The organism is Aeromicrobium sp. PE09-221 (assembly GCF_002174305.1).
Classification (GTDB): domain Bacteria; phylum Actinomycetota; class Actinomycetes; order Propionibacteriales; family Nocardioidaceae; genus Aeromicrobium.
This window is the reverse complement of sequence record NZ_MIJB01000024.1, coordinates 146,718-170,391: the sequence shown is the minus strand read 5'-3', so window position 1 is coordinate 170,391 and position 23,674 is coordinate 146,718. Positions and strand designations below refer to the sequence as shown.

At 67.0% G+C, this 23,674-nt stretch carries 19 protein-coding genes and 2 CRISPR repeat arrays; of the genes, 3 read left to right on the top strand and 16 right to left on the bottom strand.

The features are described from left to right. The 3 genes from BHE97_RS13295 to BHE97_RS13285 form a co-directional block, all read right to left on the bottom strand. Window positions 1-1,184: HNH endonuclease signature motif containing protein (locus tag BHE97_RS13295; protein ID WP_087624523.1), on the bottom strand; the 1,184-nt coding region annotated here is incomplete at its 3' end. Window positions 1,185-1,379: 195 nt separating this feature from the next. Next, a CRISPR array of direct repeats spans window positions 1,380-2,322; the repeat unit is 28 nt; unit sequence GTGCTCCCCGCACGAGCGGGGATGATCC. Between the two features lie 160 nt (window positions 2,323-2,482). Further along, window positions 2,483-3,268 carry a glycerophosphodiester phosphodiesterase family protein gene (locus BHE97_RS13290; protein WP_087624522.1) on the bottom strand — a complete coding sequence of 262 codons (786 nt, stop codon included), beginning with the start codon at window positions 3,266-3,268 and terminating at the stop codon, window positions 2,483-2,485. A 79-nt stretch (window positions 3,269-3,347) separates the two neighbouring features. Further along, window positions 3,348-4,073 (bottom strand): GAP family protein, encoded by a 726-nt coding sequence (locus tag BHE97_RS13285; protein ID WP_087624521.1) that lies wholly within the window; start codon window positions 4,071-4,073, stop codon window positions 3,348-3,350. Between the two features lie 54 nt (window positions 4,074-4,127). On the opposite strand from BHE97_RS13285, the gene BHE97_RS13280 reads away from it, so the two are divergent. After that, on the top strand, window positions 4,128-5,405 hold the full coding sequence (locus BHE97_RS13280) for a histidine kinase (protein ID WP_170931418.1): 1,278 nt from the start codon (window positions 4,128-4,130) through the stop codon (window positions 5,403-5,405). Further along, window positions 5,402-6,049, top strand: a complete 648-nt coding sequence (locus BHE97_RS13275; protein ID WP_087624519.1) for a response regulator transcription factor — start codon at window positions 5,402-5,404, stop codon at window positions 6,047-6,049. Before BHE97_RS13280 ends, BHE97_RS13275 begins: the two co-directional genes overlap by 4 nt. A gap of 10 nt (window positions 6,050-6,059) precedes the next feature. Here the strand turns inward: BHE97_RS13275 and cas2e are convergent, their stop codons facing one another. Genes cas2e through cas3 form a run of 8 tightly spaced genes read right to left on the bottom strand, consistent with a single transcriptional unit; the run spans window position 6,060 to window position 14,775 of the window. After that, the gene (gene cas2e / locus BHE97_RS13270; protein ID WP_087624518.1) at window positions 6,060-6,404 is read right to left on the bottom strand and encodes a type I-E CRISPR-associated endoribonuclease Cas2e; all 345 of its coding nucleotides are present in this window, start codon (window positions 6,402-6,404) and stop codon (window positions 6,060-6,062) included. Beyond that, window positions 6,401-7,357, bottom strand: coding sequence for a type I-E CRISPR-associated endonuclease Cas1e (cas1e, locus tag BHE97_RS13265; RefSeq protein WP_087624517.1), 957 nt, complete (start codon window positions 7,355-7,357; stop codon window positions 6,401-6,403). The genes cas2e and cas1e overlap by 4 nt, the downstream gene beginning before the upstream one ends. A gap of 6 nt (window positions 7,358-7,363) precedes the next feature. Then, window positions 7,364-8,029, bottom strand: a complete 666-nt coding sequence (gene cas6e, locus BHE97_RS13260; RefSeq protein WP_087624516.1) for a type I-E CRISPR-associated protein Cas6/Cse3/CasE — start codon at window positions 8,027-8,029, stop codon at window positions 7,364-7,366. Next, complete coding sequence (gene cas5e, locus BHE97_RS13255) at window positions 8,030-8,722, bottom strand: type I-E CRISPR-associated protein Cas5/CasD (protein ID WP_087624515.1); 693 nt, start codon at window positions 8,720-8,722, stop codon at window positions 8,030-8,032. Then, entirely contained in the window at window positions 8,719-9,864 is a 1,146-nt protein-coding gene (gene cas7e, locus BHE97_RS13250) for a type I-E CRISPR-associated protein Cas7/Cse4/CasC (RefSeq protein WP_087624514.1), read from the bottom strand. Before cas7e ends, cas5e begins: the two co-directional genes overlap by 4 nt. Beyond that, window positions 9,861-10,457 (bottom strand): type I-E CRISPR-associated protein Cse2/CasB, encoded by a 597-nt coding sequence (gene casB / locus BHE97_RS13245; protein ID WP_087624513.1) that lies wholly within the window; start codon window positions 10,455-10,457, stop codon window positions 9,861-9,863. The genes cas7e and casB overlap by 4 nt, the downstream gene beginning before the upstream one ends. After that, entirely contained in the window at window positions 10,454-12,019 is a 1,566-nt protein-coding gene (gene casA, locus BHE97_RS13240) for a type I-E CRISPR-associated protein Cse1/CasA (protein ID WP_087624512.1), read from the bottom strand. Before casA ends, casB begins: the two co-directional genes overlap by 4 nt. Continuing rightward, window positions 12,016-14,775, bottom strand: a complete 2,760-nt coding sequence (cas3, locus tag BHE97_RS13235) for a CRISPR-associated helicase Cas3' (protein WP_272896913.1) — start codon at window positions 14,773-14,775, stop codon at window positions 12,016-12,018. Before cas3 ends, casA begins: the two co-directional genes overlap by 4 nt. 480 nt (window positions 14,776-15,255) lie before the next feature. Here cas3 and lysS point away from each other — a divergent pair, with 480 nt between their 5' ends. Then, window positions 15,256-16,713, top strand: coding sequence for a lysine--tRNA ligase (lysS, locus tag BHE97_RS13230; protein ID WP_087624535.1), 1,458 nt, complete (start codon window positions 15,256-15,258; stop codon window positions 16,711-16,713). Window positions 16,714-16,791: 78 nt separating this feature from the next. Then, window positions 16,792-19,328: direct repeats of the CRISPR family, unit length 28 nt; unit sequence GTGCTCCCCGCGCAAGCGGGGGTGATCC. Window positions 19,329-19,393: 65 nt separating this feature from the next. Here lysS and BHE97_RS13225 read toward each other — a convergent pair. The 5 genes from BHE97_RS13225 to BHE97_RS13205 form a co-directional block, all read right to left on the bottom strand. Next, window positions 19,394-19,699: a ribbon-helix-helix protein, CopG family gene (locus BHE97_RS13225; protein WP_170931416.1), complete on the bottom strand. Its 306-nt coding sequence runs from the start codon at window positions 19,697-19,699 to the stop codon at window positions 19,394-19,396. A gap of 346 nt (window positions 19,700-20,045) precedes the next feature. Beyond that, the gene (locus BHE97_RS13220; protein ID WP_170931415.1) at window positions 20,046-20,288 is read right to left on the bottom strand and encodes a hypothetical protein; all 243 of its coding nucleotides are present in this window, start codon (window positions 20,286-20,288) and stop codon (window positions 20,046-20,048) included. A gap of 359 nt (window positions 20,289-20,647) precedes the next feature. After that, window positions 20,648-22,153, bottom strand: coding sequence for a tripartite tricarboxylate transporter permease (locus BHE97_RS13215; RefSeq protein WP_087624508.1), 1,506 nt, complete (start codon window positions 22,151-22,153; stop codon window positions 20,648-20,650). A gap of 4 nt (window positions 22,154-22,157) precedes the next feature. After that, on the bottom strand, window positions 22,158-22,682 hold the full coding sequence (locus tag BHE97_RS13210; protein ID WP_087624507.1) for a tripartite tricarboxylate transporter TctB family protein: 525 nt from the start codon (window positions 22,680-22,682) through the stop codon (window positions 22,158-22,160). Then, window positions 22,679-23,668 (bottom strand): tripartite tricarboxylate transporter substrate binding protein, encoded by a 990-nt coding sequence (locus BHE97_RS13205; protein ID WP_087624506.1) that lies wholly within the window; start codon window positions 23,666-23,668, stop codon window positions 22,679-22,681. The genes BHE97_RS13210 and BHE97_RS13205 overlap by 4 nt, the downstream gene beginning before the upstream one ends. Between the last annotated feature and the right edge of the window lie 6 nt (window positions 23,669-23,674).

The following is a 23,674-nucleotide window of genomic DNA, read 5'->3' as shown; positions in this document are numbered from 1 at the left end:
TGTCGGTGATGTTCGGCGCAGACGGGGATGGCGTCTTTGAGGTTGGTGGTGCCGCCGTCTGCCCAGGTTCTGTCTCCGTGGTGTGCTTCGCACCATCCTGGTGGGCGATCGCAGTCGGGTGCGGCGCAGCCGCCGTCGCGGTTGGCGATCGCGATCCGCTGATATCGAGTGAATAAGCGTTCTTCGCGTCCGAGGTCGAGCGGAACCGATTCCCCACCGAACACCTGCGGCAGTAACTTCGCATCACATGCCAGCCTGCGGGTCTGTCCGGGCGAGAGGCGGGTGCCGTCGGTGGTGATGGTGCCCGGTGCGGCGTCCTCGATGCGCTGTTGGAGGTCGTCGAGGTTCATGTTGACGGTGACCAGGACGTTGTTTCCGCCGTGGTTCGGCAGCCGGTCGGTGGGGACTCGTTCGATCAGCTCACAGAATCCCTGACCGACCCGGGTCGCGTAGTCGTCGATCTCGCGTCCGAGCATGGACGCACGGCGCGGTGAGGCGTACGCGTCGAGCACGGTCTTGAGCATGGCTGCCTGCGCGTCGGGGATGGTGAAACGACCCGAGGTGGTGCCGTCCCCGTTCGCCCACATGGACAGTCTCGTCTGTTCCCAGGCGTGCTGCTCCCGCTCGACCAGGAGCTCGGATTCGTGGCGGTCGACGGTGGTCTTGTCGGCCCATTGGTCGGCGATCCGATCCGCCCGCGCCCGCAGGTCCTTGGGCGTAAACCGGCGGGCGTCGGCAATCAGGGCCTGTTCAGCCAGGGCCCGCTGTTCGGGTGTGGTGTTGGTGGGGAGGTTGTTGAGTCCGTCGGTGATGATCCGGGCCTGATTCAACGTCAGATCACCGGAAGAGAGCGCCTGATCAGTCAACGACTCCTCGGGAACATCTCTCGCTACTCCGAGGAGCCGGTTTCCGGCAGAACGGTCATTGCCCAGATCCCTGCCGAGCAGGTCTCCGGTCGAGGCGGCGCCGTGGCGGCGGGCGAGGCGGCTGTCGTGGATCACCCGCGCCGCCCGCACAGCCAACGCGTCGAGTCGGTTCTTGACCCGACCGACCGCGGCACTCAACTGTTGCGCGTCGGCGGGAGTGAGTCCGGCGCGGACGAGGGGGTCGAGACGGTCGATCACCCCCTGCAACGCGGCAAGCTCCGCACCCAATGGTGTGGTCTCGTTGAGTACTGCGACCATCTCTGTTCACCCCCTGACAGTGAAACGCCTTGATGTCGAACTGGTGTTCGATCTGGTTCCCACTTTAGGGCAACCTGCTGACACTTTCTGCGTCCATCCACACCCACCCCAAACGGGTCCCGTGAGTGATCGGGGCGTGGTAGAAAAGTGATGCCGAAACCGGTGAACGCTGTCTGTTTGCGCAGGTCAGCAAGTGTGCTCCCCGCACGAGCGGGGATGATCCCGCCGTCGATCCCTGTTCCGGCTTGGCAGCAGGGTGCTCCCCGCACGAGCGGGGATGATCCCTCGGCATGGCTTGCATCGGTTCGTCATGAGCTGTGCTCCCCGCACGAGCGGGGATGATCCCCTGCCCCTGCTGACCCTCGGCAGGCACCAGTGGTGCTCCCCGCACGAGCGGGGATGATCCCACTCCCCAGGCCACCCGATACGCCGTGACATTGTGCTCCCCGCACGAGCGGGGATGATCCGGTCTTACCGGCCGCCGAGGCCGATCCGCCGAAGTGCTCCCCGCACGAGCGGGGATGATCCCTCCGCAGTGAAGCTCTTAGGCAATCGCGAGAAGTGCTCCCCGCACGAGCGGGGATGATCCCCGTTCACCAGCGACCATACGCCTCCACAGGCAGTGCTCCCCGCACGAGCGGGGATGATCCCCAGTGACGGCCCGCGAACGAGGCGCTCATGACGTGCTCCCCGCACGAGCGGGGATGATCCGGTGGTCGTCTTGCTCCGACGCTCTTCTTCATTGTGCTCCCCGCACGAGCGGGGATGATCCGCCGAACGCGAGACCGTTGACGAGAACGTCGCCGTGCTCCCCGCACGAGCGGGGATGATCCGCGGTGATCGACGTTGCCAGCCGTCGCAAACCGGTGCTCCCCGCACGAGCGGGGATGATCCCGACGAATCGAGAGGACCTACCCCATGAATGAGGTGCTCCCCGCACGAGCGGGGATGATCCCGTCTTCTTCGCAGGCATCGACAAGATCGCGTCGTGCTCCCCGCACGAGCGGGGATGATCCCCCACGCCGAGGGGTCGACCACCAGGGCCCGAGGTGCTCCCCGCACGAGCGGGGATGATCCGAAGGATGACGCGATAGCCCGGATGACCCGCCAGTGCTCCCCGCACGAGCGGGGAAGGGACGTCACTCCTTGGCGGCGATGCAGGCGGCTACGCGTGACGTGTCCGGGCGGTGCGTTATCCCGCAGTTTGCCGGTTGAAATGCGTGATGGCTCACCGCCCGAGTCACGAGCCGGCGTGCTTTTTCTCGTGTGGGGCTGCCGCGAGCTCCGCTAGGACGAGTTCACTTGGTCGCGTCGAGCTCCCGGCGGATGATGTCGACCCGGTTGGTGGTGATGGCGTCGACGCCCATCCCGGCGAGGCGTCTTGCGATATGAGGGGAGTCGACGGTCCACGCGGTGACGGTCTTCCCGCGGTCGTGGATGCGGTCGATGACGCGGCTCGTGAGCAGGGTCGCGTCGAGATGGAACTCGTCGTAGCTCTCCAGATCGGCCGTGCTCGGACGGCGGACGGCGGCCAAAGCCGTCCTCGCACCCGGGATCGCGCGACGAACCGCATCGATCAGTGGTCGCTGGAAGCTCAGGAAGGTCACCTTCGGTCTTCGGCCGACGGTGGCAGCGAGTACGCCGGCGAGATGGACGGGATCGACGGGGGTGGCCTTCAACTCGATGCAGAGGGCCTGCGGCCGGTCGCGGAAGGCCTTGAGGATGTCGGCGATGAAGGGGAGTGGAGTGCCCGCCCAGAGGGGCCCTTTCCACGCTCCGGCATCGAGTCGGGCGATCTCGGACGCTGTGAAGCTCCAGACCGGATCCTCCACCCGATGGGGGAAGACACGTTCCACGTCGGTGGTGCGCCGCAGGGTCTGATCGTGGAGGCCCACCACGTGGCCGTCGGCGGTCATGTGCACGTCGAACTCGATGCCATCGGCTCCCAGCGTGGCGGCGTCGAGCATAGCGGGGAGGGTGTTCTCCGGTGCCGTGAAGCTCTGGCCCCGGTGGCCGTTGACGCGAACCCGGCGGGTCCCGTCGACGATCCCGGTGATGGTGCCTTCGGTCGGTTCAGTCGTCATGTTCCTCACGGTGCGCTTCTCAGGTGACGTCCTCGACGCAGGCAGGTGAACAGCGGGCGACGAAGCCGATGCGGAGGACTCAGAGGGAGGAGAGGAAGTCGAGTACCTCCGGCACGCGGTTGAGCGCGTCGCGTGCGATGAGGAACCCGACGATGCCCACGATCCAGGCCGTCGTCTCGCCGCCGTTCTTCTCCATCCATCGAGCGATGCGTTGCAGCAACGGCTCGATGATCCCGCGTGCTGTGAGTCGCAGGGCGGTCAGCACGAGTGCGGGCAGGATCATGATGAAGCAGTAGGCCGCGAGCAGCAGGAGCCGTTCCGCCCAGCTGAGGTCCGCTGTGCTGATGAGGCCGGTAGCTGCGAGATAGGGCAGCATCGTGGCTACCTCGACGAGCGCGGCCGCGAGGGCGATGCCGATGAGCGCCAGGATTCCGCCGCCATCGGCCATGACCCGTGACCGCCAGCGCATGAGCCGGCCGGGCCTTCCCTGCTCACCAGGCTCCTTCTTCTTGCCGATGAAGAAGCTCCACACCAGCAGGGTCGCGCCGATGGCGAGTTGGACGCGTGCGGCCGCCGGATGGTCGAGGAAGGCATCGAGGTCGCCGATGAAGGTGTCGAGGCCAGCGACGAGCAGAATGCCCACCGCGAGGTAGAAGCCGGCGACCGTCGTGAGGAATACCAGGACTCGTCCAGCACGCAGACGGCCGGGGGTCAGCAGGAACCAGATCGGGATCAGCAGTGTCCCGAAGCTCGTCGAGTCGATGAGAGCGAGTACCCCGAGCGGCGCGAGGAGTTCTGGCGTCATGGGGCCAGTCTCCGGCGCCTCGGCAGTGCTGACGTCGGACAAGAGATGGACGACATGCGCATCGGTCTACATCCTTCGACCGACCTCGTCATGACCCGGATGTGCTGGGATGGGGGCGTGGAGACCATCGGCGCGTTGTGGCGCGATCGGGTGCGCGCGACCGAACGTCGTCGCGACATCGGAGATGCCCTCCTCACGTTCGCTGCCGGCAGCGCCTTCGTGGCGGTCGGTCTCGTCAACACCGGTGGCCGGTCCCCGGGGCTTCCGGGCGACACCCGCTGGTTGTATCTGTTGCCACTGCTGGCGATCTGTCTGGTGATGGTGTTCAAGCGGCACCATCCGCTCGCGGCCCTGGCAGCCGGAGCGGTCATCTTCGGTGCCGATGTCGCGATGGGGGGCAGCATCGGGGTCCTTCTCGGCTTCTTCGATCTGGTCTACGCCGCCGCCCTCCGGGCCCCGGCGGGATGGGTGCGCCGACTCGAGCTGGGGGTGGGCGTGCTGGTGCCTGCCACGGCGATCACTACGTTCGTCGTCTCGGGTGATCCGCAGGTGAGCCTCCTCGTCGGCCTCGCCGTGTTCGCGGTGCTGGGAACACCGTTGTGGTGGGGGCGTTCGGTGCGTCATCAGACGGAACTGGCGGAGATGGCGGCGGAGCGTGCCCGCGATCTGGAGCGATTGGCAGAGTTGCGCAGCGAGGAGGTGGTGCGCGAGGAACGCACGCAGATGGCCCGCGACCTCCATGACGCGCTTGCGGGTCAGCTGTCGACGATCGCCATCCAGTCCGAGAGCATTCTCGCGACCCCGAATGCGAGCCCGGAGCGTCATGAGCAGGGGTTGCGAGCGATCCGTTCTGCGAGCGTGCTGGCCTTGCGCGAGATGCGATCGATGATCGGACTGTTGCGCACGGGCGCGGACCCCTCGACCTCGCCGGCTCGGCTGAACGAGCTTGACGAGCTCGTCGAGGGATTCGCCGGACAGGGCTTGCGGGTCGAGGTGGCGGCGAGACCGCAGATGTCGTCGTTGCCCGCTGCCGTCGATCAGGCCGCGTATCGGATCGTGCAGGAGTCGTTGACCAATGAGTTGAAGCACGGCGGCGGCGAGGTGAGGGCGACCGTCACGAGGAACCGTGGTGCGTTGAACGTCGAGGTCCTCGGGGGAGCGTGGGAGGGATCGTCGCCACCTGAGGTGTCCGAGTCGGGCGGCATCGGTCTGTTGACGATGCGTGAGCGCGCCGAAGCCCTGGGCGGCACCTTCGAGGCCGGATGGTGCGAGGGTGTCGATGGTCGGCGCTGGCGGGTCAGTGCCGTCATCCCGCTGGAGGAGATGAGATGACGACGCGAGTGCTCGTCGCGGACGACCACGCCGCCATCCGTTCGGGTTTGCGCCTCATCTTGGACGATGCCGACGGGATCGAGGTGGTGGGAGAGGCCGGGGACGGGGCGGCTGCGCTCGTCAACGCCCGGGCCCTGCGCCCCGATGTCGTCTTGATGGATATCCGCATGCCTGGGATCGACGGGATCGAGGCCACGGCCTCCATCGTCGGCGAGTCCTTGGCGGATGTCCTCGTGCTCACCACCTTCGATGTGGACGAGTACGTGTTCGGTGCCCTGCGTGCGGGCGCCGCGGGGTTCCTGCTCAAGACGGCGGATGCGCCCACGCTGGTCGACGCGGTCCGGCGGGTCGCGGCGGGCGAGGGAGTGTTGGCGCCGGAGGTGACCCGCAGGACACTCCGCGCCTTCGCCGAACAGGCTCCCGCGCGACCGGCGATGCCCTCGGCCCTGATCGACGGGCTTACAGACCGGGAGCGCGAGGTGCTGGTGGCTCTCGGACAGGGACTCTCGAACGCCGACCTCGCCTCGGCTCTCGCGATCACCGAGGCCACGGCCAAGACGCATGTCTCACGGGTCCTCGCGAAGCTCGGCTGCTCCTCGCGCGTCCAGGCGGCGATCGTCGCCCGCGAGGCGGGCCTGGTGTGAAGGGGTGCGATCAGCGCGCGAAACGGCGTCTCTTCGAGGCGGAGCTCCAGCCGCGAGGCGCCTCCGTCGTGCGCTCGCCGTCATCGGCGGGGCGTCTCATAAGCGTGACGCCGTCGAGGTCCACTGGTTCCCAGTGGTGCCGCAGAACTTTGAACTTCAAACGCTGCTCGTTGCGGGCCGAGTAGACCATGATGGCCCGTCCGGTGGCGCTGAGTTCGATGATGCGTCCCCACAGGCGTTCCCGCACGCGAGCGGAGGCGACACCAACGTAGACGCCTGGGCTGATCTCGAGGAGCCATCTCGTGAGGTCGCCGCGCAGTCGCTCCGGCACGACGGTGAGGACGACGACGATCACCAGTCCGCCTCATAGTTCTGTCCTCCGGCGACGGAGCGGTCCGCGCCATCCCAGATGCTCACGACATTGCTCGACCAGAGTGCGTCATCGTCGGCGTCCTCATCCGGTAGGAGTAACTGACGGATGTCTCGGACGCATCGGATCAGCAGACGTCCGTCGCGGAGGCGATCGCGGACCGCGTGGCGCGAGGCCGCAGGGATGTCGTCGTGAAGATCGGGATCCGCGGCGACATCGAAGGCCGCGGGCACGGTGATCTCCGCCTTATAGAGATCGGCGATGTCGTAGACGAAGGACCGTTCGTGGCCGGTGTGAACGAAGCCTAGGCCCGGGGAGCATCCCAGAGCCACGATGACCGCGTGCACCACTCCGTAGAGCGACGTGTTGGCGGCAGAGAGCGCCTGATTGACCACGGAGCCACCCTCGAAATCGGCGAGATCGTATTCGCGGCGATCCCAGGTGACTCCGGTCCGCTCGGAGTGTGCCTTGTACAGGCGCTTGACTCGTGCGCCCTCGCGTCCACGGAGCTGTTGCATCGTCAGCTGGTCGAGACCTTCGTCCTCCGGGAAGCGCATGGCGTACATATCGCGGGCGACGCGGAGCCGTGATGATTGGTTGGTCACGAGCTTGGCCTGCGCGTCGAGCAGTCGCGAGGACTGGGTGAGGGTGCGTCCGTGCGCGTAGTAACGGACTCCTTGCTCGCCCACCCAGACGGCGGTGGAGCCGGACTCCGCCAGAAGCATCATCGCCTGGTGGCTGACATTGGTGCCCGGTCCGAGCAGGAGGGCGCCTAAGGAGGCAGCAGGAATGTGGATGGTGCCCCGCTCATCGGTGGCGGTGATGGCGTTGCTGTCCCGGTGGACGACACACCGTTCGAGGTAGATGAAGCTGATGCGGTCCTGGGCTCGCGTCAGGTCACCGAGGTTCGGGGGTGGTGCTCCGGGAATCTCGCGCATGTCGGGTCACCGTGGTGTGATGAGGGTGAGCAGACCGCACCCGTAGGCCTTGGCGCGGCCGATACCGGCACTCAAGGCCGTGCGCAGCGCCTCAGGGTCGGTGACCTCCAGCAGGCCGTCGAATCGGGCAGTGGCGAGGGTGACGTGGCGACCCTTCGCGCTGGCGTAGCGGGTGAACGATTCGGTACGGCGCTCGCTGACGATGACCTGGGGCTCGTCATTCTCATCGGGAACGAACCGCACCCCGACCCGCTCAGCCCGCGCCACCAGCCAGTCCCGCTGCTGACGTGCGGTCAGGTGGGGGATGGTGTGAATACGCCCGGTGTCGTCACGTCGACGGATCACCGGATTGCCGCGCAGGCGGAACTGCCAGGTCTGGCCGGATGCGAGCCGATTCAGCAGCTGGTCGTAATCTCGAGTGGTCCAGGTGATGTCCGGTCGTGCCGGCCATCCTGCCTGCTCGATCAGACCGGTGAAATCGGGCTGCCGCTCGCTGGTGACCAGGAGATTCACATCGTGGTTCGCGGGTTGATCGATGCGCCAGAGGACGCGTTCGTCATCGCGATGATCGGGGATGCCTGCCAGGACCGCCGCGTGGATGCGCTGTGGGGAGGCGAGGAGTCGGCGGGTTCCGCCACGGGACGGATTCAGCCGCATATGTGTCAGGAACACTCAGCCTCCCAGCTCGGCCATGGGGTCGTGGTAGTCGTCGCGACCGTGCCTGTTGATCACGGTCACCGGCTCCGCATCGGTGACCGTGCGCCAGGCGTACTGGCGGTGTTCGGGGTCGAAGCTCACCGGCACATCACGCTGGGTGATGCCATCGAATCCGGGCTCGGCGTCGAGCACCATCCGGAGTTTGACTTCCCGGGCACGGGTCCGTTTCTGTTGCACCTCGGAAGCCCGCCAGCGCTCGGCGCGGAGCGCCTCTTCCAGTGACATATCGCTGACACCCAGCGCCACCGGTCGTGACGGAGGGCACGAACGCCGACCGAGGTAAAGCGGGAACTCCGGCGACCGCAGATGACCGTCGAGGGCGGTGAGCAACTCCTCGGGCCCCTCGAGCCCTGCCACGAAGGTGGCGTCTGAGAGGTAGTACCGGTAGGTCAGCGGCAGCGACTTGCCGTCGACTTGGCGGGCGGTCTGGAAGTCACGCATGATCTCTCCGGGCGCATCGACCCGGACGCCGAAGCGCAGCATCAGCAGGTCTTCGAGCGAGTCGGTGCGCCGACGTCCTTGTGCTGCGGCCACCAGACCGATCACGCCGCTCTTGGTGGGCTCGCGGTTGGTGGTGCGCTGGGCGAATCTGCTGCTGTCTCCCCAGGCCTGCAGCGGGCCGGTGAGCAGCAGGAGCAGAGTGCTCACGATGACGACACGGCGTTGGCCACCGCCTCGCGTACGCCGCTGAGTAGCTCGGTCATCGGCACGTGCTCACCGAGGGCCGCCAACGGCTCGGCGTCGGCATGTGCGGTGACCACCCATTGCTTCGGGGCCTCGGCGCCCGGAGCCAGATAGGTCTCGTCGAGACGCTGGGCATGTTCGGCGAGCTGGGAGGCTGCCGCTCTCAGCACGGTCACCCCTCCGTGAGCGCGAGCGGGAGACTCGAAGGCACCTACCAGATTGATCGGCTGGTCGGTGCGCAGCGTCGCCACCACCGCATGCGGAAGGGTCCGATGGGCGAAGGTGTTCTGCTTCCCGGTCGGCATGCTGCGCACGAAGGAGATGATGAACGCCTCGATGGCCTCAGTCAGCGCGGTCTCGTCGCCGAGCGTCTCCAACAACGCCGGGATGTTGACGGTGGCGTAGCGGTAGAGAGTCGAGGAGTTGAACTCGATGGTGCCGATCATGCCGGCACCGGCATGGGCGTCGTTCTCAATGTCGTCGACGGCGGTGAAGTAGTCGAATTCCGTCTCAACGGGATGCACGCTGATCGCATGTGCGACTTGCGCGGCGGCATCGACTTTGAGATCGGTGAGGTCGGCCACCATGCGGCCGAACAGCGCAACATCGATCGAATGGTCGACCTTGGCGATGGCGAGTGCCGCTTTCTTGGTCGGCTCTTCGCCGGCTTGCGCGGTGGTGGCCGCGTACTCGGCGAGGTTGCGGATCTGCTGATTGCTGAGGAAGACCAGGTACTGAAGCTCGGCCGAGGGATCCTCCTCGTCGTCCTCGCCCTTCGCGTTCCGTTTGGGCTTCTCGGCCTTCAGGCCAAGCTTGTCGAGCAGCTTCTGGGCGAGCTCTTCGGACTGCTCTTCCAACTCCGGGGCGTGTGCGGCGATGCCCTCGCCGATGCGCTCGATCAGCCGCTTGCTGCGCACGCCGAGCTTTTCCGGGCTGAGGTACTCCTGGAAGTCCAGACGTACCGCCCGCTTCCAGGCCTGGCTGGAGACGCGAGCACGGCGGCTGCCCCCGAACATCGCGGACTTGGGACTGCCGGTGTCGTCCCTGTTGACATTGCTCGGGGGCACGGTCTGCAGGACGTGAAGGTCCAGGAAGAGCTTGGTCATGCGGAGGTTCCTTCGTCGATGGGGTCGTCGTTCGAGGGGAGTCGGTAGAAGTCCCGTCCCCAGCGCAGCCGGACGTTGGCCGCGGCGTCGGGGTACTGCCAGCTGATGAGGTCCCGGGTGAAGCGGGCGTAATCCATCGCGATGTCCTCGGCGCGAAGCAGACCGACGATGGATCGGGCGTGGTGGGAGAGTTCGGCGATGGACGTGGAGGTGCCCAGTGCGTGGAAGCGGCGACGGATGGGCTCTTCCGAGGACTCGCCCGATGCCTTGATGAGCGCACGGCACGCGGAGCCGATCGAGACGCTCTCACGGTGCATGGGGCGGCTGCGCTCCGACTGCTGGTGATAGGCGAAGAGGGTCAATGCCGTGTGCGCGGCCCACTCGCGGCGCGTGGGGGACTCTGTGTGCTCATTGAGTGTGTGGCCCGCAGCTCGCAGGATGATTCCCCATGAGGCGAGATCGTCACCGGGTCGCTTACCGAGACCCCGGCGCAAGATGGCGAGATCGGCCACCGCGCGGGCGGTGTTCTTCTGGTAGTCCTGAGCGAGCACCCGGCAGTAGGCGCCGATACGGGCGGGTAGTTCGTCGGTCATCCTCTGTCCTCCAACGAGTCAGAATCCACGATCTTGCGGATGGCGGAACGGAACCAGACCTCGGCGAGGCCCGAGTCGAGGTGCTGGCCGTTGACGGACCGTCCGACCCACGCCTTCTCCCCGGCGGCGCGCACGGCTTCGCTGCCCGCCTTTAGGGAGATGTCCAGGAGCTTTCGAGACCACGCCACCTCGGCACTGATGGGGGTGACGTCCGGACGGCCGAGTCCCTCCAGCCACACGCGGAAGGGTTCATCGAGCACGCCGTAGAGACGTTCGCGCGCACCTTCGCGGGAGGTGCCGTCCCCACCGGCTGCACGTTGCAGGTTGGCGACGAGATTGGCATAGGCCTGTGCACAGGTGTCTGCGTCTTTCACAGCCTTGAGGACCACCTGGGTCAGCTCGGGCCGCACCTCACGGAGGACACGGACCGGGAGCGCCAGCTCGTCGTCGATGACCTCGCCGGTGATGGAGGCATTGTTGATGTAGTCCATGCCGATGGTTCGGACCCGCGGCACGAAGTGCTCCGAGACGACCTCCTCGCCGACTCGGGACTCGACCCATTCCAGGTTTCCGGGTTTGCTGCCCGAGGAGAGGAGCGCTTCGAGTCCGCGCCAGATCTCACGTCCAGGGACGTGACCGCGCGGCATGAGCGCCAGGGGAATCTTGAGTTTCTGTGCTTGCGGCTTGCTCTCCCGCCACGACGTCATGACCTCGTGGCGTTCGAGGTTGACCGGGCTGAAACGGTCGCCATTGGCGATCAGCACGCCGGTCGCCCGATCTTCCTCGACTTGGAGGCGGATACGGCGGGTCTGCCAGGTGAGGATCTGGGCCCGGCCGCGCGGACGGTAAGGAGCCGTCTCGCTGTCGGGGAACCGCGGTGCGGCCTCCCAGCCGTCGAGCTCCCAGGCCGCGTAGTCGTCGGAGTCGTCTTCTTGGGGAACCAGATTGAGCAGCAGCGTCTCGAGGAGAGTCACCCCTTCCACCAGGATGCCGCCGATCTGCCCGGTCGCACCGACGCCGATCGGGTAGCCCTTCCCGCCCTTGACTCGTGGATCGCCGACTGCTCCGCTCTTGATGCCGGAGACATCGAAGGCCTGGCAGTGCACCACCCAGCGGGCCGCCTCGGCGAGGGGGATGGAAGTCGTGGCCTCGCCCGACTTGGTGCTGAGGTAGTCCGACCCCGCATCGCCGATCAATCGGGTCAGCTCGGTGAACTCGTTCTTGGACGTGTGGAGTCCCGCCACCTGGTAGAACGGATGCTCCGGGTGGAGCAGGTCGAATCGGTCGTGGTGCTGATCCAGGTAGCGGAGCACCTCGTCAACAGGTAGTTCTTTGTTCCGCCACCAGGAGTTCCAACGACCCGCGTCCGGGCGCGCGGCACGGTGGAGTATTGCGAGCAGCAGTCGATACACGGCGAAGGTCTGCGTCGGCAGGTCCCCCAGCAGCTGCCGGTACTCGCCAGCATCAGAGAACAGCTCGCGCAGAGATACCAGGTGCTCGACATCGTCGAGGTCTTGCGCGAGGAGCCAAGGCTCGTCCACGAGATTGAACGAGGTCGTCATTCGCGGTCCTTCCGAGCCCTCACGGTGAGTCCTATCTCGTCGTCGTAGTGAGCTACGAAGTCTCCCAGAAGGCACTGACCTTTTTCGTCGATTTCCAGAATTAACTGGCCGTTCAACCAGCCGGAGGCCTGCCAGCCGGGGTAGAAGGTCTTCTCCAGTGCCTCGATGGTGTCGAGATCGCGGCCCGGGAAGGTGAGCATCGGCGGGAGCTGGACGGTATCGGCGCTGACAGCCCGCGCGATGTCCGGACCGGGTGCGGATTGCGTGGGGATCGGTGGATCGTCCGGTCCGGCGTTCCACCGGGCGACTAATTCGTCGGACAGTCGCCGCACGACGATCACCTCGATGGAGTCCTGGCCATCGCGCACGGCAGCCTTCCCACGTGTCTCGTTGGCGGGGTCGTCCCGCAGCATCTGTGCCTGCCTCGTCCAGCCCATGAGCGTGGGCTGGGAAGGATCGGCGATACGGAACTGCCGTGCGTTCCGCTGCCGGTGATCGTCGCACTTGCGGGCGTCGTTGGAGGCGCGTTCGACGATTTCGTCCCAGGCGCGGGGAAAGACGATGTCATCCCCATAGGCATGGTGGACGAGCCGTGGGATATCCCCGGGTAGCGAGAAGGTGGCGGTGCCGGGGAGCCCGAGCGTGACGAGGGCGCGCAACAGCGCGTCCTGCCCGTAGATCGCCGCCGCGCCCCGTTCGAGAATCGGCAGGCCGTCAGCACCCCAGGAGACGCCGGTGACCCAGAGTGCAGGGCTCTTCAGAGCATCGGGGCGCTCGCGATCGTGGCGATGGAGTCGGCCTGCCCGTTGGAGTACCAGGTCGACGGGGGCCAGATCGGTCACCATCAGGTCGAAGTCCACATCGAGGGACTGCTCCACCACCTGCGTCGCGACGACGATGTGGCGGCGTGGCCGTTCTGCCTGGGGTCCGGGCGCGCCGAACCTGCGGAGGAGTTCGCCTTCCTTGTCGCGGCGAGCGGTGGCGATGAAGCGTGAGTGGATGAGGGTGACCTCGTCGCCGTAACGCTCGCGGAGACGCGTGAAGGTCTCCTGCGCGCGGCCGACGGTGTTGCGGATGATCACGGCGCATCCGCCCTCGGAGAGGCGCTCGTCGAGCAAGGCGTCGAGAGAGGCGTCATCCTCCGCGAGGCCGTGGACGGTGAGTGGAGAGGACACCCCCGTCTCTGCCGTGCGAGCCGTTACGTTGTTGCCCGTGGTGGCGGTGATCAACGGGTAGTCGCGACGACGCAGGAGCGCGGTGTCGACCTCGGGCGTGTCCTGGCCGTGGCGGCCGCGGAGGTACGCCTGCAGGAGTGTGGCGCGTTTGCGTGGCGGCAGGGTCGCGGAGAGCAGGATCACCGGGACCCGGTAGGCGCCGAGCCATTCGATGGCGCGTTCCAGAAACTCGCTCATGTAGACATCGGTGGCGTGGACCTCGTCGATGACGACGACCTTGCTGGTGAGTCCGAGGTGACGCAGCACCAGGTGCCGGCTCTGCAGCGCCATCATCAGTACCTGGTCGATGGTGCCGACGGCGAAGGTGGCGAGCAGTCCCTTCTTGCGGCCGGACAGCCATTCGTGGACGGTGGCGGTGCTGGTGCCGCATTCCTCGTCATGGTCGAGATCGCGGAAGGTGCCGTTCGGGGCGATGCCCCGGTACTCGTCGTTCAGCGCGGCGCGGCTGTGGGCGAGGAAGAGGGGCGCGCGGTACCCCTCGGGCACGTCTAGACGCTCGACCCAGCTGTGGAGGCGGGAGAAGATCGCGTCGCTGGTCGCCATCGACGGGAGGGCGAAGTAGACGCCATTGAGCCCGAAGCGCTCGGCGAGACGTTCGGCCGCCAGGAGCGCGGCCTCGGTCTTGCCGGTGCCCATCGCCGCCTCGACGATGACGAGACCCGGCTCGTCGAGGTCGTCGACGACCTCGAGGGTCGCTTGTTGGACGGGTCGTGCGGCCGCATCCTCAGGGAGGTCGAAGCGGGCTTGCAGAGCCTCGTTGGCATCGCGGGGGAGTGAGGCGAGCCAGGGTTCGGGGAGGTCGAGGGCGCGCCAGGCGTCGGCGGCGCGTTGTTCCGTCGCCTGTTGGTAGGGGAAGAGGCTCTCGTCGCTGGCGATCCAGTCGGCGACGATGACGATCGCGGTGAGCAGGGACTGCGCGGGCCCTGGGATCGGATGCTCTCGCCCGATGTCGAGGTGAGGATCGATCCCGGCGCGGAGACTCATCTCGTCGAAGATCTCCAAGCGTGCTTCCGCCCACGGCCCGTCGCCCATGAGATCGGTGATACTGACGGGTCGGGCGAGCGCGGGGTGGCTCGACTCGGGGAACACTCCGTGGTGCCCACCGATGACACAGGCGAGCGTGTTCGCCTCGGAACGTTCCCACTCGTGGCGATCCGCGAGCCAGACCCGGAGAGCTTGGTGACCGGCGATGCCATGGGGCAGTTGGCTCGCACGGCGAACGATGAGGGGGTGAAAATCGAATCCGGCCGCAAGGGTCTGTTCTTGAAGGTGCCCGGGGCCCTTCGCCTGGAAAGCCGGCGTTGTCTTGCCGCAGTCGTGGCTAGCTGCCAGGAATATCGCGAGAGCCCTAGCCGCGTCGGGGCTGCCACACCATTCAGCGAGACGCTGCTTGATCGAGGCCGCGAGCCAGTGGTCCCACAGCCGCTCAGCGACATCGGCGGAGTCGTGAAGGTGCTGCATCAGCGGCAACCACGAGTCCCCCTCACCCGTCTTCCCCCAAAGACTCCACTTGCCCGTCACGAGTCCGTGCTGCCGGTGTGCGGAGCGGTGATTCTGAAGCCCTCGGTGCTGCGTCGATGTGTCCTGGGCTTCTCCTGGGTGGCTTCAAGGGTCTCCTCGCCTTGGCGCCAATACTCAATGACTATCACGTTGTTTCTGTTCATGCGGAGACTCCCGTCGATATATGTGCGAGAAGGTAGTCCGCTAAAGAGGTCCAAGTCAAGGGAAAAAGGAGGGAGTGACATACTCCCTCAAGTTCTTTGAAAAGACACTTGTCGCTACTGCGGTCTCATCCCCGCTTATGCGGGGAACATTCTGGTGACTTACTCACTGCACGGATCATCCCCGCGTGCGCGGGGAGCATTGCTGAGTCTAGAGATTCTGCTTCGGCACAGAAGCGCAAGGCAGCGCCAGTCATCGCGACTAACCGCTTCCGTACGATGGGGGACTGTGACTGACGTACCCCAGACCCCCGAGACCGAGGACGACCTTCCCGAGCAGATGCGGGTGCGTCGCGAGAAGCGTCAGCGGCTCCTCGACGAGGGCGTCGACCCCTATCCCGTCACCGTCGAGCGCACGCACGAGATCCACGAGATCGTCGAGACCTACGACCCTGAGCAGTTGGGCTCCGATCATCGGACCGGTGTGACGGTCTCGATCGCCGGCCGCGTCATCTTCCTGCGCAATACCGGCAAGCTCTGCTTCGTGCGGCTGCGTGAGGGCGATGGCACGGAGATCCAGGCGATGTTGTCGCTGGCCGAGGTGGGGGAGGAGCGGCTCGCCGCCTTCAAGCAGATCGTTGACATCGGCGATCACCTCCAGGTCACCGGCGAGGTCATTACGAGCCGGCGCGGTGAGCTGTCGGTGATGGCGACCTCGTGGCAGCTCGCTGCCAAGACGATGCGCCCTCTGCCGGTGGAGCACAAGCCCCTGTCGGAGGAGTCCCGGGCGCGGCTGCGCTATGTCGATCTCATCGTGCGCCCCGAGGCCCGAGAGAACGTGCGGGTCAAGGCCAAGGTGCTCGGCTCGATCCGGCGCACGCTCGACGATCTCGGGTATATCGAGATCGAGACGCCGGTCTTGCAGCACACCAACGGCGGTGCTGCGGCTCGTCCGTTCCATACCCATGTCAACGCCTATGACGAGGACGCCCTGCTGCGGATCGCGCTGGAGTTGCACTTGAAGCGCGCTCTCGTCGGCGGCATCGACAAGGTCTACGAGATCGGCAAGACGTTCCGCAATGAGGGCGTCGACAACACACACAACCCCGAGTTCATGATGCTCGAGGTCTACGAGGCGTACGGGTCATACGACACGATGGCCGAGCTGATCCGCTCGCTCGTCATCAACGCGGCCCGTGCGGTCGGCAAGACGGTCGTCCCTGCTCGCGACGGCAGCACTATCGACCTCGAAGCTCCGTGGCGGCGCGCCACCATCCACGAGCTGGTCGGTGAGGCGACCGGTGCGGAGGTCACCGCTGAGACTTCGTTCGAAGAGCTCGTGACGGTCGCGAACCGCCATGATGTGGCATTGCAGGATCACTGGGGTGCCGGCGAGGTGCTGCTGGAGCTCTTCGAGAAGCTTGTGGAGCACACTCTCATCCAGCCGACCTTCGTGTGCGACTATCCCGAGGCCGTCCGGCCCCTGGCCAAGAAGCACCGTACGACACCGGGTCTGGTCGAGGCCTGGGACCTCATCATCAACGGAGTCGAGTTGGCGCCCGCGTACTCCGAGCTCAACGACCCGGTGATCCAGCGCGAGCGGCTGGAGCAGCAGGCGCGGCTTGCAGCTGCAGGTGACCCGGAGGCGATGGACGTCGACGAGGACTTCCTGCGCGCACTGGAGTTCGGCATGCCCCCCGCGGGCGGTATGGGCGTGGGAATCGACCGCCTCGTCATGCTGCTGCAGGGCATCGGCATCCGCGAGGCGATCCTCTTCCCGATCTCCCGCAGGGAGTGAAGCGGGAGTCGAGGTGCGCCTCGACTGAAAGTGATGCTAAAACGGGTTACAGCTTTGTATTTCTGCAGGTCAGCAAGTGTGCTCCCCGCGCAAGCGGGGGTGATCCGACCGGGGCGACATGGGTGATCTGGTCGCCGGCGTGCTCCCCGCGCAAGCGGGGGTGATCCCCGTTCAGCCTGGGCCGGGTCGGTCTCCATCAGCGTGCTCCCCGCGCAAGCGGGGGTGATCCGCAGGTTCCACGCGTCGATCGGAAGCCATGTCTGTGCTCCCCGCGCAAGCGGGGGTGATCCCGCCGAGGCCATGGCCGCACTGGACTGGAACCTGTGCTCCCCGCGCAAGCGGGGGTGATCCCGGCGGCTCGTCGGTCGCTGGCTGGGTTGCTGGGTGCTCCCCGCGCAAGCGGGGGTGATCCGGCGAACGCTGACAGTGCCGTCGAGGATGCACGGTGCTCCCCGCGCAAGCGGGGGTGATCCCGTACTGCGTGAGGGCGTGCGCTTTGATACGGGGTGCTCCCCGCGCAAGCGGGGGTGATCCGTATCCGCTCGGGTAGTGCGTCGCCTGAGTGAAGTGCTCCCCGCGCAAGCGGGGGTGATCCCGCCAGGCCCACACGCGCGTCGGTCGGGATCTTGTGCTCCCCGCGCAAGCGGGGGTGATCCGGGCCCACCGGCCCGGGTCGCCTACTTGGCCTCGTGCTCCCCGCGCAAGCGGGGGTGATCCGATGACTGAGGGATTCAGCGCGTTGATCTGGGCGTGCTCCCCGCGCAAGCGGGGGTGATCCCCGTGTACCCGCTGACGCCGACCTCGCGGGCGAGTGCTCCCCGCGCAAGCGGGGGTGATCCGGTGCCCTTGATCCGGTCCCAGTGCTTGATGATCAGTGCTCCCCGCGCAAGCGGGGGTGATCCGGTGCCCTTGATCCGGTCCCAGTGCTTGATGATCAGTGCTCCCCGCGCAAGCGGGGGTGATCCGCTCGCGCATCCACTGCACGACCGAAGAGACTCGTGCTCCCCGCGCAAGCGGGGGTGATCCGGCGTCGAAGGCGTCGTGGTGCTGGGCGGCCCAGTGCTCCCCGCGCAAGCGGGGTGATCCGTGCAGGTGGGGGCCCGTGGATCGTCCGGTGGAGTGCTCCCCGCGCAAGCGGGGGTGATCCCAACGTCCCGAACATCTGGGCACTCGTCCAGGCGTGCTCCCCGCGCAAGCGGGGGTGATCCGACCAGCGTCGCCGACCTGTCCCGTCAGCGACGGTGCTCCCCGCGCAAGCGGGGGTGATCCGAACTCCTCGGTCAGGGTGGTGACTTCGTCGACGGTGCTCCCCGCGCAAGCGGGGGTGATCCCAACGCCGGGCCGGCGAAGGACATCGGCGACAAGTGCTCCCCGCGCAAGCGGGGGTGATCCCGCGGAGCCAGAGCGTTCGAAGATTCATCATCGGTGCTCCCCGCGCAAGCGGGGGTGATCCGGAACTGCAGGACGCACGGTGGCAGACCACCAAGTGCTCCCCGCGCAAGCGGGGGTGATCCGGCGAACGACGCGCGGCTCGCACTGGCGGGCCTGGTGCTCCCCGCGCAAGCGGGGGTGATCCCGGCCCGGTCTGCGGATGGTGTGCTGACGGGCTCGTGCTCCCCGCGCAAGCGGGGGTGATCCCTGGGCCGCCGCGAACTTCCGCAACCCCCAACCGTGCTCCCCGCGCAAGCGGGGGTGATCCCTGGGCCGCCGCGAACTTCCGCAACCCCCAACCGTGCTCCCCGCGCAAGCGGGGGTGATCCTGAGCCCTCGCGCGCGGGACGCACATAGACGTCGTGCTCCCCGCGCAAGCGGGGGTGATCCGACATCGTCGGTCTCGTCGTCCCACATGATCTGGTGCTCCCCGCGCAAGCGGGGGTGATCCGGCGGAGATCCGCGACGTGCGACCGTCGTGGGAGTGCTCCCCGCGCAAGCGGGGATGATCCGGCCAGGTCCGAGGGGCGAGACCTCACGGACGAGTGCTCCCCGCGCAAGCGGGGATGATCCTGTCACGGACGGAACGTTCGGGGCGGTCCGTGCGTGCTCCCCGCGCAAGCGGGGATGATCCTGTCACGGACGGAACGTTCGGGGCGGTCCGTGCGTGCTCCCCGCGCAAGCGGGGATGATCCGTGACAGAGGACCAAGGCGCGCAGATTGTCGAAGTGCTCCCCGCGCAAGCGGGGATGATCCGGTCCTCGACGCGATGGCCAAGCCTGCACTCATGTGCTCCCCGCGCAAGCGGGGATGATCCGGATTGCGCGCCGGTGGTGCTGCGCTGCCCGGCCGTGCTCCCCGCGCAAGCGGGGATGATCCCCACGCCGGTCGTGGCGGCTGGCGTGGCCTGTCGTGCTCCCCGCGCAAGCGGGGATGATCCGCCAACGGCATCGAGGTCAAGAAGACCGCGAAGGTGCTCCCCGCGCGAGCGGGGATGATCCTCGGAGAGGGAGGCGGCGTGAATGCCGAAGATCGTGCTCCCCGCGCAAGCGGGGATGATCCGACGTCGAGCCAGGCGTTCGACTCGACGACCTCGTGCTCCCCGCGCGAGCGGGGATGATCCCGACCCGCCTCGCGATTTCGCGTGTAGGAACTTGCGCTCCCCACGCGAGCGGGGATGATCCCGACCTCGTTTGCTGCGAGCAGCGGATGGGCGTGGTGGGAGCACCGGCCGGAACTCGGGACGACTTTACGAGGCGTAGGACTCCAGTGCCTCCCGCGCGAGCTGCGACAGCGTCTTGCCCTCGCGCTCCGCCCGTTCCTTCAGTCTGTCCCGGATGTCGGCGGGCACGCGAACGGCGATCTGCGGTGAGCGCGCGCCGACGCCGGTCAGCGATGGCCGACCCCGTTTGCGGTTGACCCTCTCGATGATCTCTTCGGCACTGTCCTCGTCAAGGGGCCGACCGTCGTGCAGCCGAATATCCTCGTGGGGACCGGCGTTCCGGATCTCTGCCTCCGGTCCGACGATGTAGTCCTTCGGATCGATCTTGCTCATGTCTTGCTCCTGTTGCGCCACTCGTTCGGTGTGCAGTGGATGACCGCCAGGCCGCCAGGGCGGCGGTTGTCGGGGCCGCGATGATGTACAAGTCGATCCCCCGGTCATCGGTGCCGATGTAGACCAACGCATCCCCGCCATCTTCGACCTCGAGTTCGCCAGCGTCCATCATGGCCGCGAGGATGTGGGCGTTGCCGATTCGGTGCTTCCGTCCGTTCTGAGTCACTCTAATTATGACAGACATAAATACTTTGTCCAACAGAATGAGATGGTCCCAGCTGCGTTCCGTGAGTGGTGTGGTCCGACTGGACGAGCTGCGTGGAGGCCCCGTTGAGGGCGGCCAGGATCAAGAGCCGAAGACCTTGGTGGGAAGGTCGTCGAGGGGCAACGGCGTGATATCGCCGCCCGCACAGAGGTGGATGACCTCGCATCCCGCACCCGCCTTCAGGGTCGCGCCCCTCACAGTGGCTGCCCACTCCAGGTCGGCCTCACTGACCGGACTGGCGTCAGGACGACACAGCAGGAAGCCGATCCGCCACCACGTGGGCTCATGATCGACCAGATCGATGAGCCAGTCCGCGAACGTCATCGAGCGCTCCGGGGTCAGCGGACCCGTGACATCCATGAGGCTTACCAGTGTGCGTACCGTCCGGCCGTCACGGGCGATAAACAGGCATTTCACACAAGCCGATGGCTCACGCCCGCCCCTCAGCAGCCGACGCCAGAGGCGCAATAACTCGGCTTGTGAGTGAACGGTTGAAGGTAGGGCACGAAGAAGTGGCATGGGCTCAGCTTCGACGCGGAACACAGAACACGCGAACGATTGTCCACAGGCCCCGTATGGCGTGCGGGCCGAACATGAGGAGGAATCATGGATGAGCCCGCACAGAGGTGCGTCATCAACCTGTCCGTCCCGATGAGGTTGACGGCCTACCGCTCCCGCCGGAGTCAGAAGTCCTGGGCGCGCGACTCCCGCGTCCGACGCCAGAACGCCCACACGACACCGAGCACCAGCAAGGTGTAGAGACCGATCGTGATCGGACTGCTCACCAGTGTGAGGGGATCGTTGTTCGAGTTCGCCATCGCGTCGCGCAGCGAGTACTCGGCGAGCGGACCGAGGATGACCGCGATGAGGATCGGCGCGAGGGGCACGTCATTACGGCGCATGACGAATCCCAGCAGGCCCAGTGCACACATGATCGCCAGGTCGACGGTGCTCGCACTGGTCGCGTACACGCCGAGGCTCGCGAACACGGTGATGCCCGCGTAGAGATGCGCCTGCGGGATCTTCAGCAGCTTGGCCCATAGCGGCGCGAAGGGCAGGTTGAGGATCAGCAGTGCGATCATGGCGATGAACAGGCTCGCGAGCAGCGCCCAGACGATCTCGCCATTGCGCTCGAACAGCAGGGGACCGGGCTGCATGCCGTACTGCTGGAAGGTCGCGAGCAGTAGCGCTGCCGTCGCTGAAGTGGGCAGGCCCAGGGCCAGCAGAGCGCCCATGGCGCTGCCCGCGGTCGCATTGCCGGCCGCCTCGGGGGCGGCCACGCCGCGGATCGATCCGGTGCCGAAGGTCGGCTTGGCGCGCCGCCGGTCCAACCGCCGCTCGGTGCCGTAGGCAAGAAAGGTAGGCACCTCGGCCCCGCCAGCGGGGATGATGCCGAAGGGGATGCCGAAGGCGCTGCCCCGCAACCAGGCCGGCAGGGCCTCGAAGAACTCTGGCCGGGTGAGCCATGGGCGTCCCTGCGAGGGCACGAGTTCGGCGGCATTCGACCGGCCGAGACGGCTTGCGACGTGCAGGACCTCGCCGATCGCCAGCATCGCGACCGTGATGACGACGATGCTGATGCCGTCGAACAGCGCCGGCACCTCGAAGGTGTACCTCGCCGACCCGGTGGACTGGTCGATACCGACGAGTGCGAGAGCGAGGCCGAAGCCGAGCGCGGCGAGTCCCCGTGCGGCCGACTCCGACACGATCGTCGAGATCGCCACGAAGGCGAACAGTGCGAGCGCGAAGTACTCACCGGGGCCGAACTTGGTCGCCAGCTCGGCGAGCGTCGGAGCGAAGAACACCACGAGCACCGTCGCCAGCATGCCGCCCGTGAACGCGCCGATCGCCGACGTGGCGAGGGCCTGTGGCGCCCGTCCGGCGAGGGCCATGCGATGCCCCTCGAAGGTCGTCGCGATCGCGGTGGAGTTGCCGGGGGTGTTCATCAGGATGCCCGCGGTGGAGTCGCCGAAGAGCCCGCCGAAGTAGATGCCGCTGAACATGATGAGCGAGGCCAGCGGGTCGAGCGTGAAGGTCATCGGCAGCAGCAGCGCGACGGCCATGGCCGACCCGAGGCCGGGCATCACGCCCACCGCCGTGCCGAGGAAGGCGCCCACCACCACCCAGATCATGTTCTGCCAGGTGAAGACCTCGCCGAACCCTCCGGCGAGGTTGATCAGCTGATCCATGCCGTCACCACCGATCCAACAGCCCGGCCGGCAGCGCCAGTCCGAGAACACCACCGAAGACGATCTGGATCACGCCCGCGAGGATGAAGCCCACGAGGAGGTTCCACAGCACACGGCGGTTGCCGAGTGCGGTCGCGACCATCCCGAAGAGGAGCGTGGCGGCGACGAGCCAGCCGAGGAACTCCAGGAGCGCGGTGAAGGCGAGCAGCCCGGCGAAGGCGGAGAGCATGGCGCCCCAGTTGGTGTCCTTCGCCTCGGCCGCCGCGACCCGCCGCTCGTCCTCGGGTTTGCGGAACGCGCTGATGGTCAGCGATGCGGCGACGGCGACGCAGACGGCGGCCACCAGCCAGCCGAAGCCCTGGGGGCCCAGCAGGCCACCCTCGCCGACCACGTCCATCGTCAGATTGCCGTAGGCGAGGACGAGGGCCAGCACGATCAGCAGCGCCGCGACGACCAGCTCGCCACGTCCAGCCCACCAACCGCGCGGCGCCTGCTCGGCGCCCGTCGCCTGCTCGCTCCGCTCGTTCATGACAGCCCCAATTCCTCGAGGATCGCGTCGATCCTCTCTTGTTCGCCGACCAGGAACTCGCGGAAGTCGTCCGGGCCCTGCCAGCTCTCCTCCCAACGGTTGCGCTCGATGGCCTCGTCCCAGGAGGTGGTCTGCGTCATCTCCTCGACGATGTCGAGCAGCTCGTCGCGCTCCTCGTCGGTAATGCCCGGGGCCGCCACGATGCCGCGCCAGTTGACCATGTCGACCTCCGGGTAGCCGAGGTCGATCATCGTCGGGGCGTCGACTCCCTCAAGGGGCTCGGGCGCGACGACCGCGACGGCGCGCAGACGACCGCCGTCTATCAGATCGCGGAAGTCGTTGTAGCCGCTGATGCCGACGTCGACGGTCCCGCTCGCGTCCGACAGCAGCGAGAGCGTCAGCTCGCCACCGCCCGCATGCGGTGTGTAGTGGAGCTCGGCGGCGCCCACGCCGGTTGCCTCGGCGAGCTGGGCCGCGATCATGTGGTCGATACCGCCGGCCGAGCCGCCACCGATCGGCATCGTGGGATTCTCCTGCCACGCGGTGACGACGTCCTCGAAGGTCTCCAGGTCGGAGTCGGCCGGCACCGCGACGACCTCGAAGTCCTCCGCGAGCCGCGAGACCGGGGTGACCTCGGTCAGCGTCGTCGAGGAGTCGCTCATACCGATACCCCCGACCATGACGGTTCCCGTGACCATGATGGTGGTCGGGTCGCCGTCCATCCGCGCCAGCTGGGACAGGCCGATGGTGCCCGCGGCTCCCGGGACGTTGACGACCTGCACATTGCCGACGATGCCGTCGGTGCGCAGGGCCTGCTGCATCTCGCGCGCGACGAGATCCCATCCGCCGCCGGCAGCCGCCGGGGCGATGATGGTGAGTGAGGAACGGGCTTGGGCCCCGTCGCCCGTGCCGCGTGCCTCGTCGACGGCGAACCAACCGACGAGCCCTGCGAGCACCAGCCCGATGGCCCAACGCAATGCGGACACAAGCCC

Coding starts and splice junctions, on each gene's coding strand:
- BHE97_RS13290 (WP_087624522.1), bottom strand. CDS start 3,268: ATGACGACTGAACCGACCGAAGGCACCATCACCGGGATCGTCGACGGG.
- BHE97_RS13285 (WP_087624521.1), bottom strand. CDS start 4,073: ATGACGCCAGAACTCCTCGCGCCGCTCGGGGTACTCGCTCTCATCGAC.
- BHE97_RS13280 (WP_170931418.1), top strand. CDS start 4,128: ATGCGCATCGGTCTACATCCTTCGACCGACCTCGTCATGACCCGGATG.
- BHE97_RS13275 (WP_087624519.1), top strand. CDS start 5,402: ATGACGACGCGAGTGCTCGTCGCGGACGACCACGCCGCCATCCGTTCG.
- cas1e (WP_087624517.1), bottom strand. CDS start 7,357: ATGCGCGAGATTCCCGGAGCACCACCCCCGAACCTCGGTGACCTGACG.
- cas7e (WP_087624514.1), bottom strand. CDS start 9,864: ATGACCAAGCTCTTCCTGGACCTTCACGTCCTGCAGACCGTGCCCCCG.
- casB (WP_087624513.1), bottom strand. CDS start 10,457: ATGACCGACGAACTACCCGCCCGTATCGGCGCCTACTGCCGGGTGCTC.
- casA (WP_087624512.1), bottom strand. CDS start 12,019: ATGACGACCTCGTTCAATCTCGTGGACGAGCCTTGGCTCCTCGCGCAA.
- lysS (WP_087624535.1), top strand. CDS start 15,256: ATGCGGGTGCGTCGCGAGAAGCGTCAGCGGCTCCTCGACGAGGGCGTC.
- BHE97_RS13225 (WP_170931416.1), bottom strand. CDS start 19,699: ATGAGCAAGATCGATCCGAAGGACTACATCGTCGGACCGGAGGCAGAG.
- BHE97_RS13220 (WP_170931415.1), bottom strand. CDS start 20,288: ATGACGTTCGCGGACTGGCTCATCGATCTGGTCGATCATGAGCCCACG.
- BHE97_RS13215 (WP_087624508.1), bottom strand. CDS start 22,153: ATGGATCAGCTGATCAACCTCGCCGGAGGGTTCGGCGAGGTCTTCACC.
- BHE97_RS13210 (WP_087624507.1), bottom strand. CDS start 22,682: ATGAACGAGCGGAGCGAGCAGGCGACGGGCGCCGAGCAGGCGCCGCGC.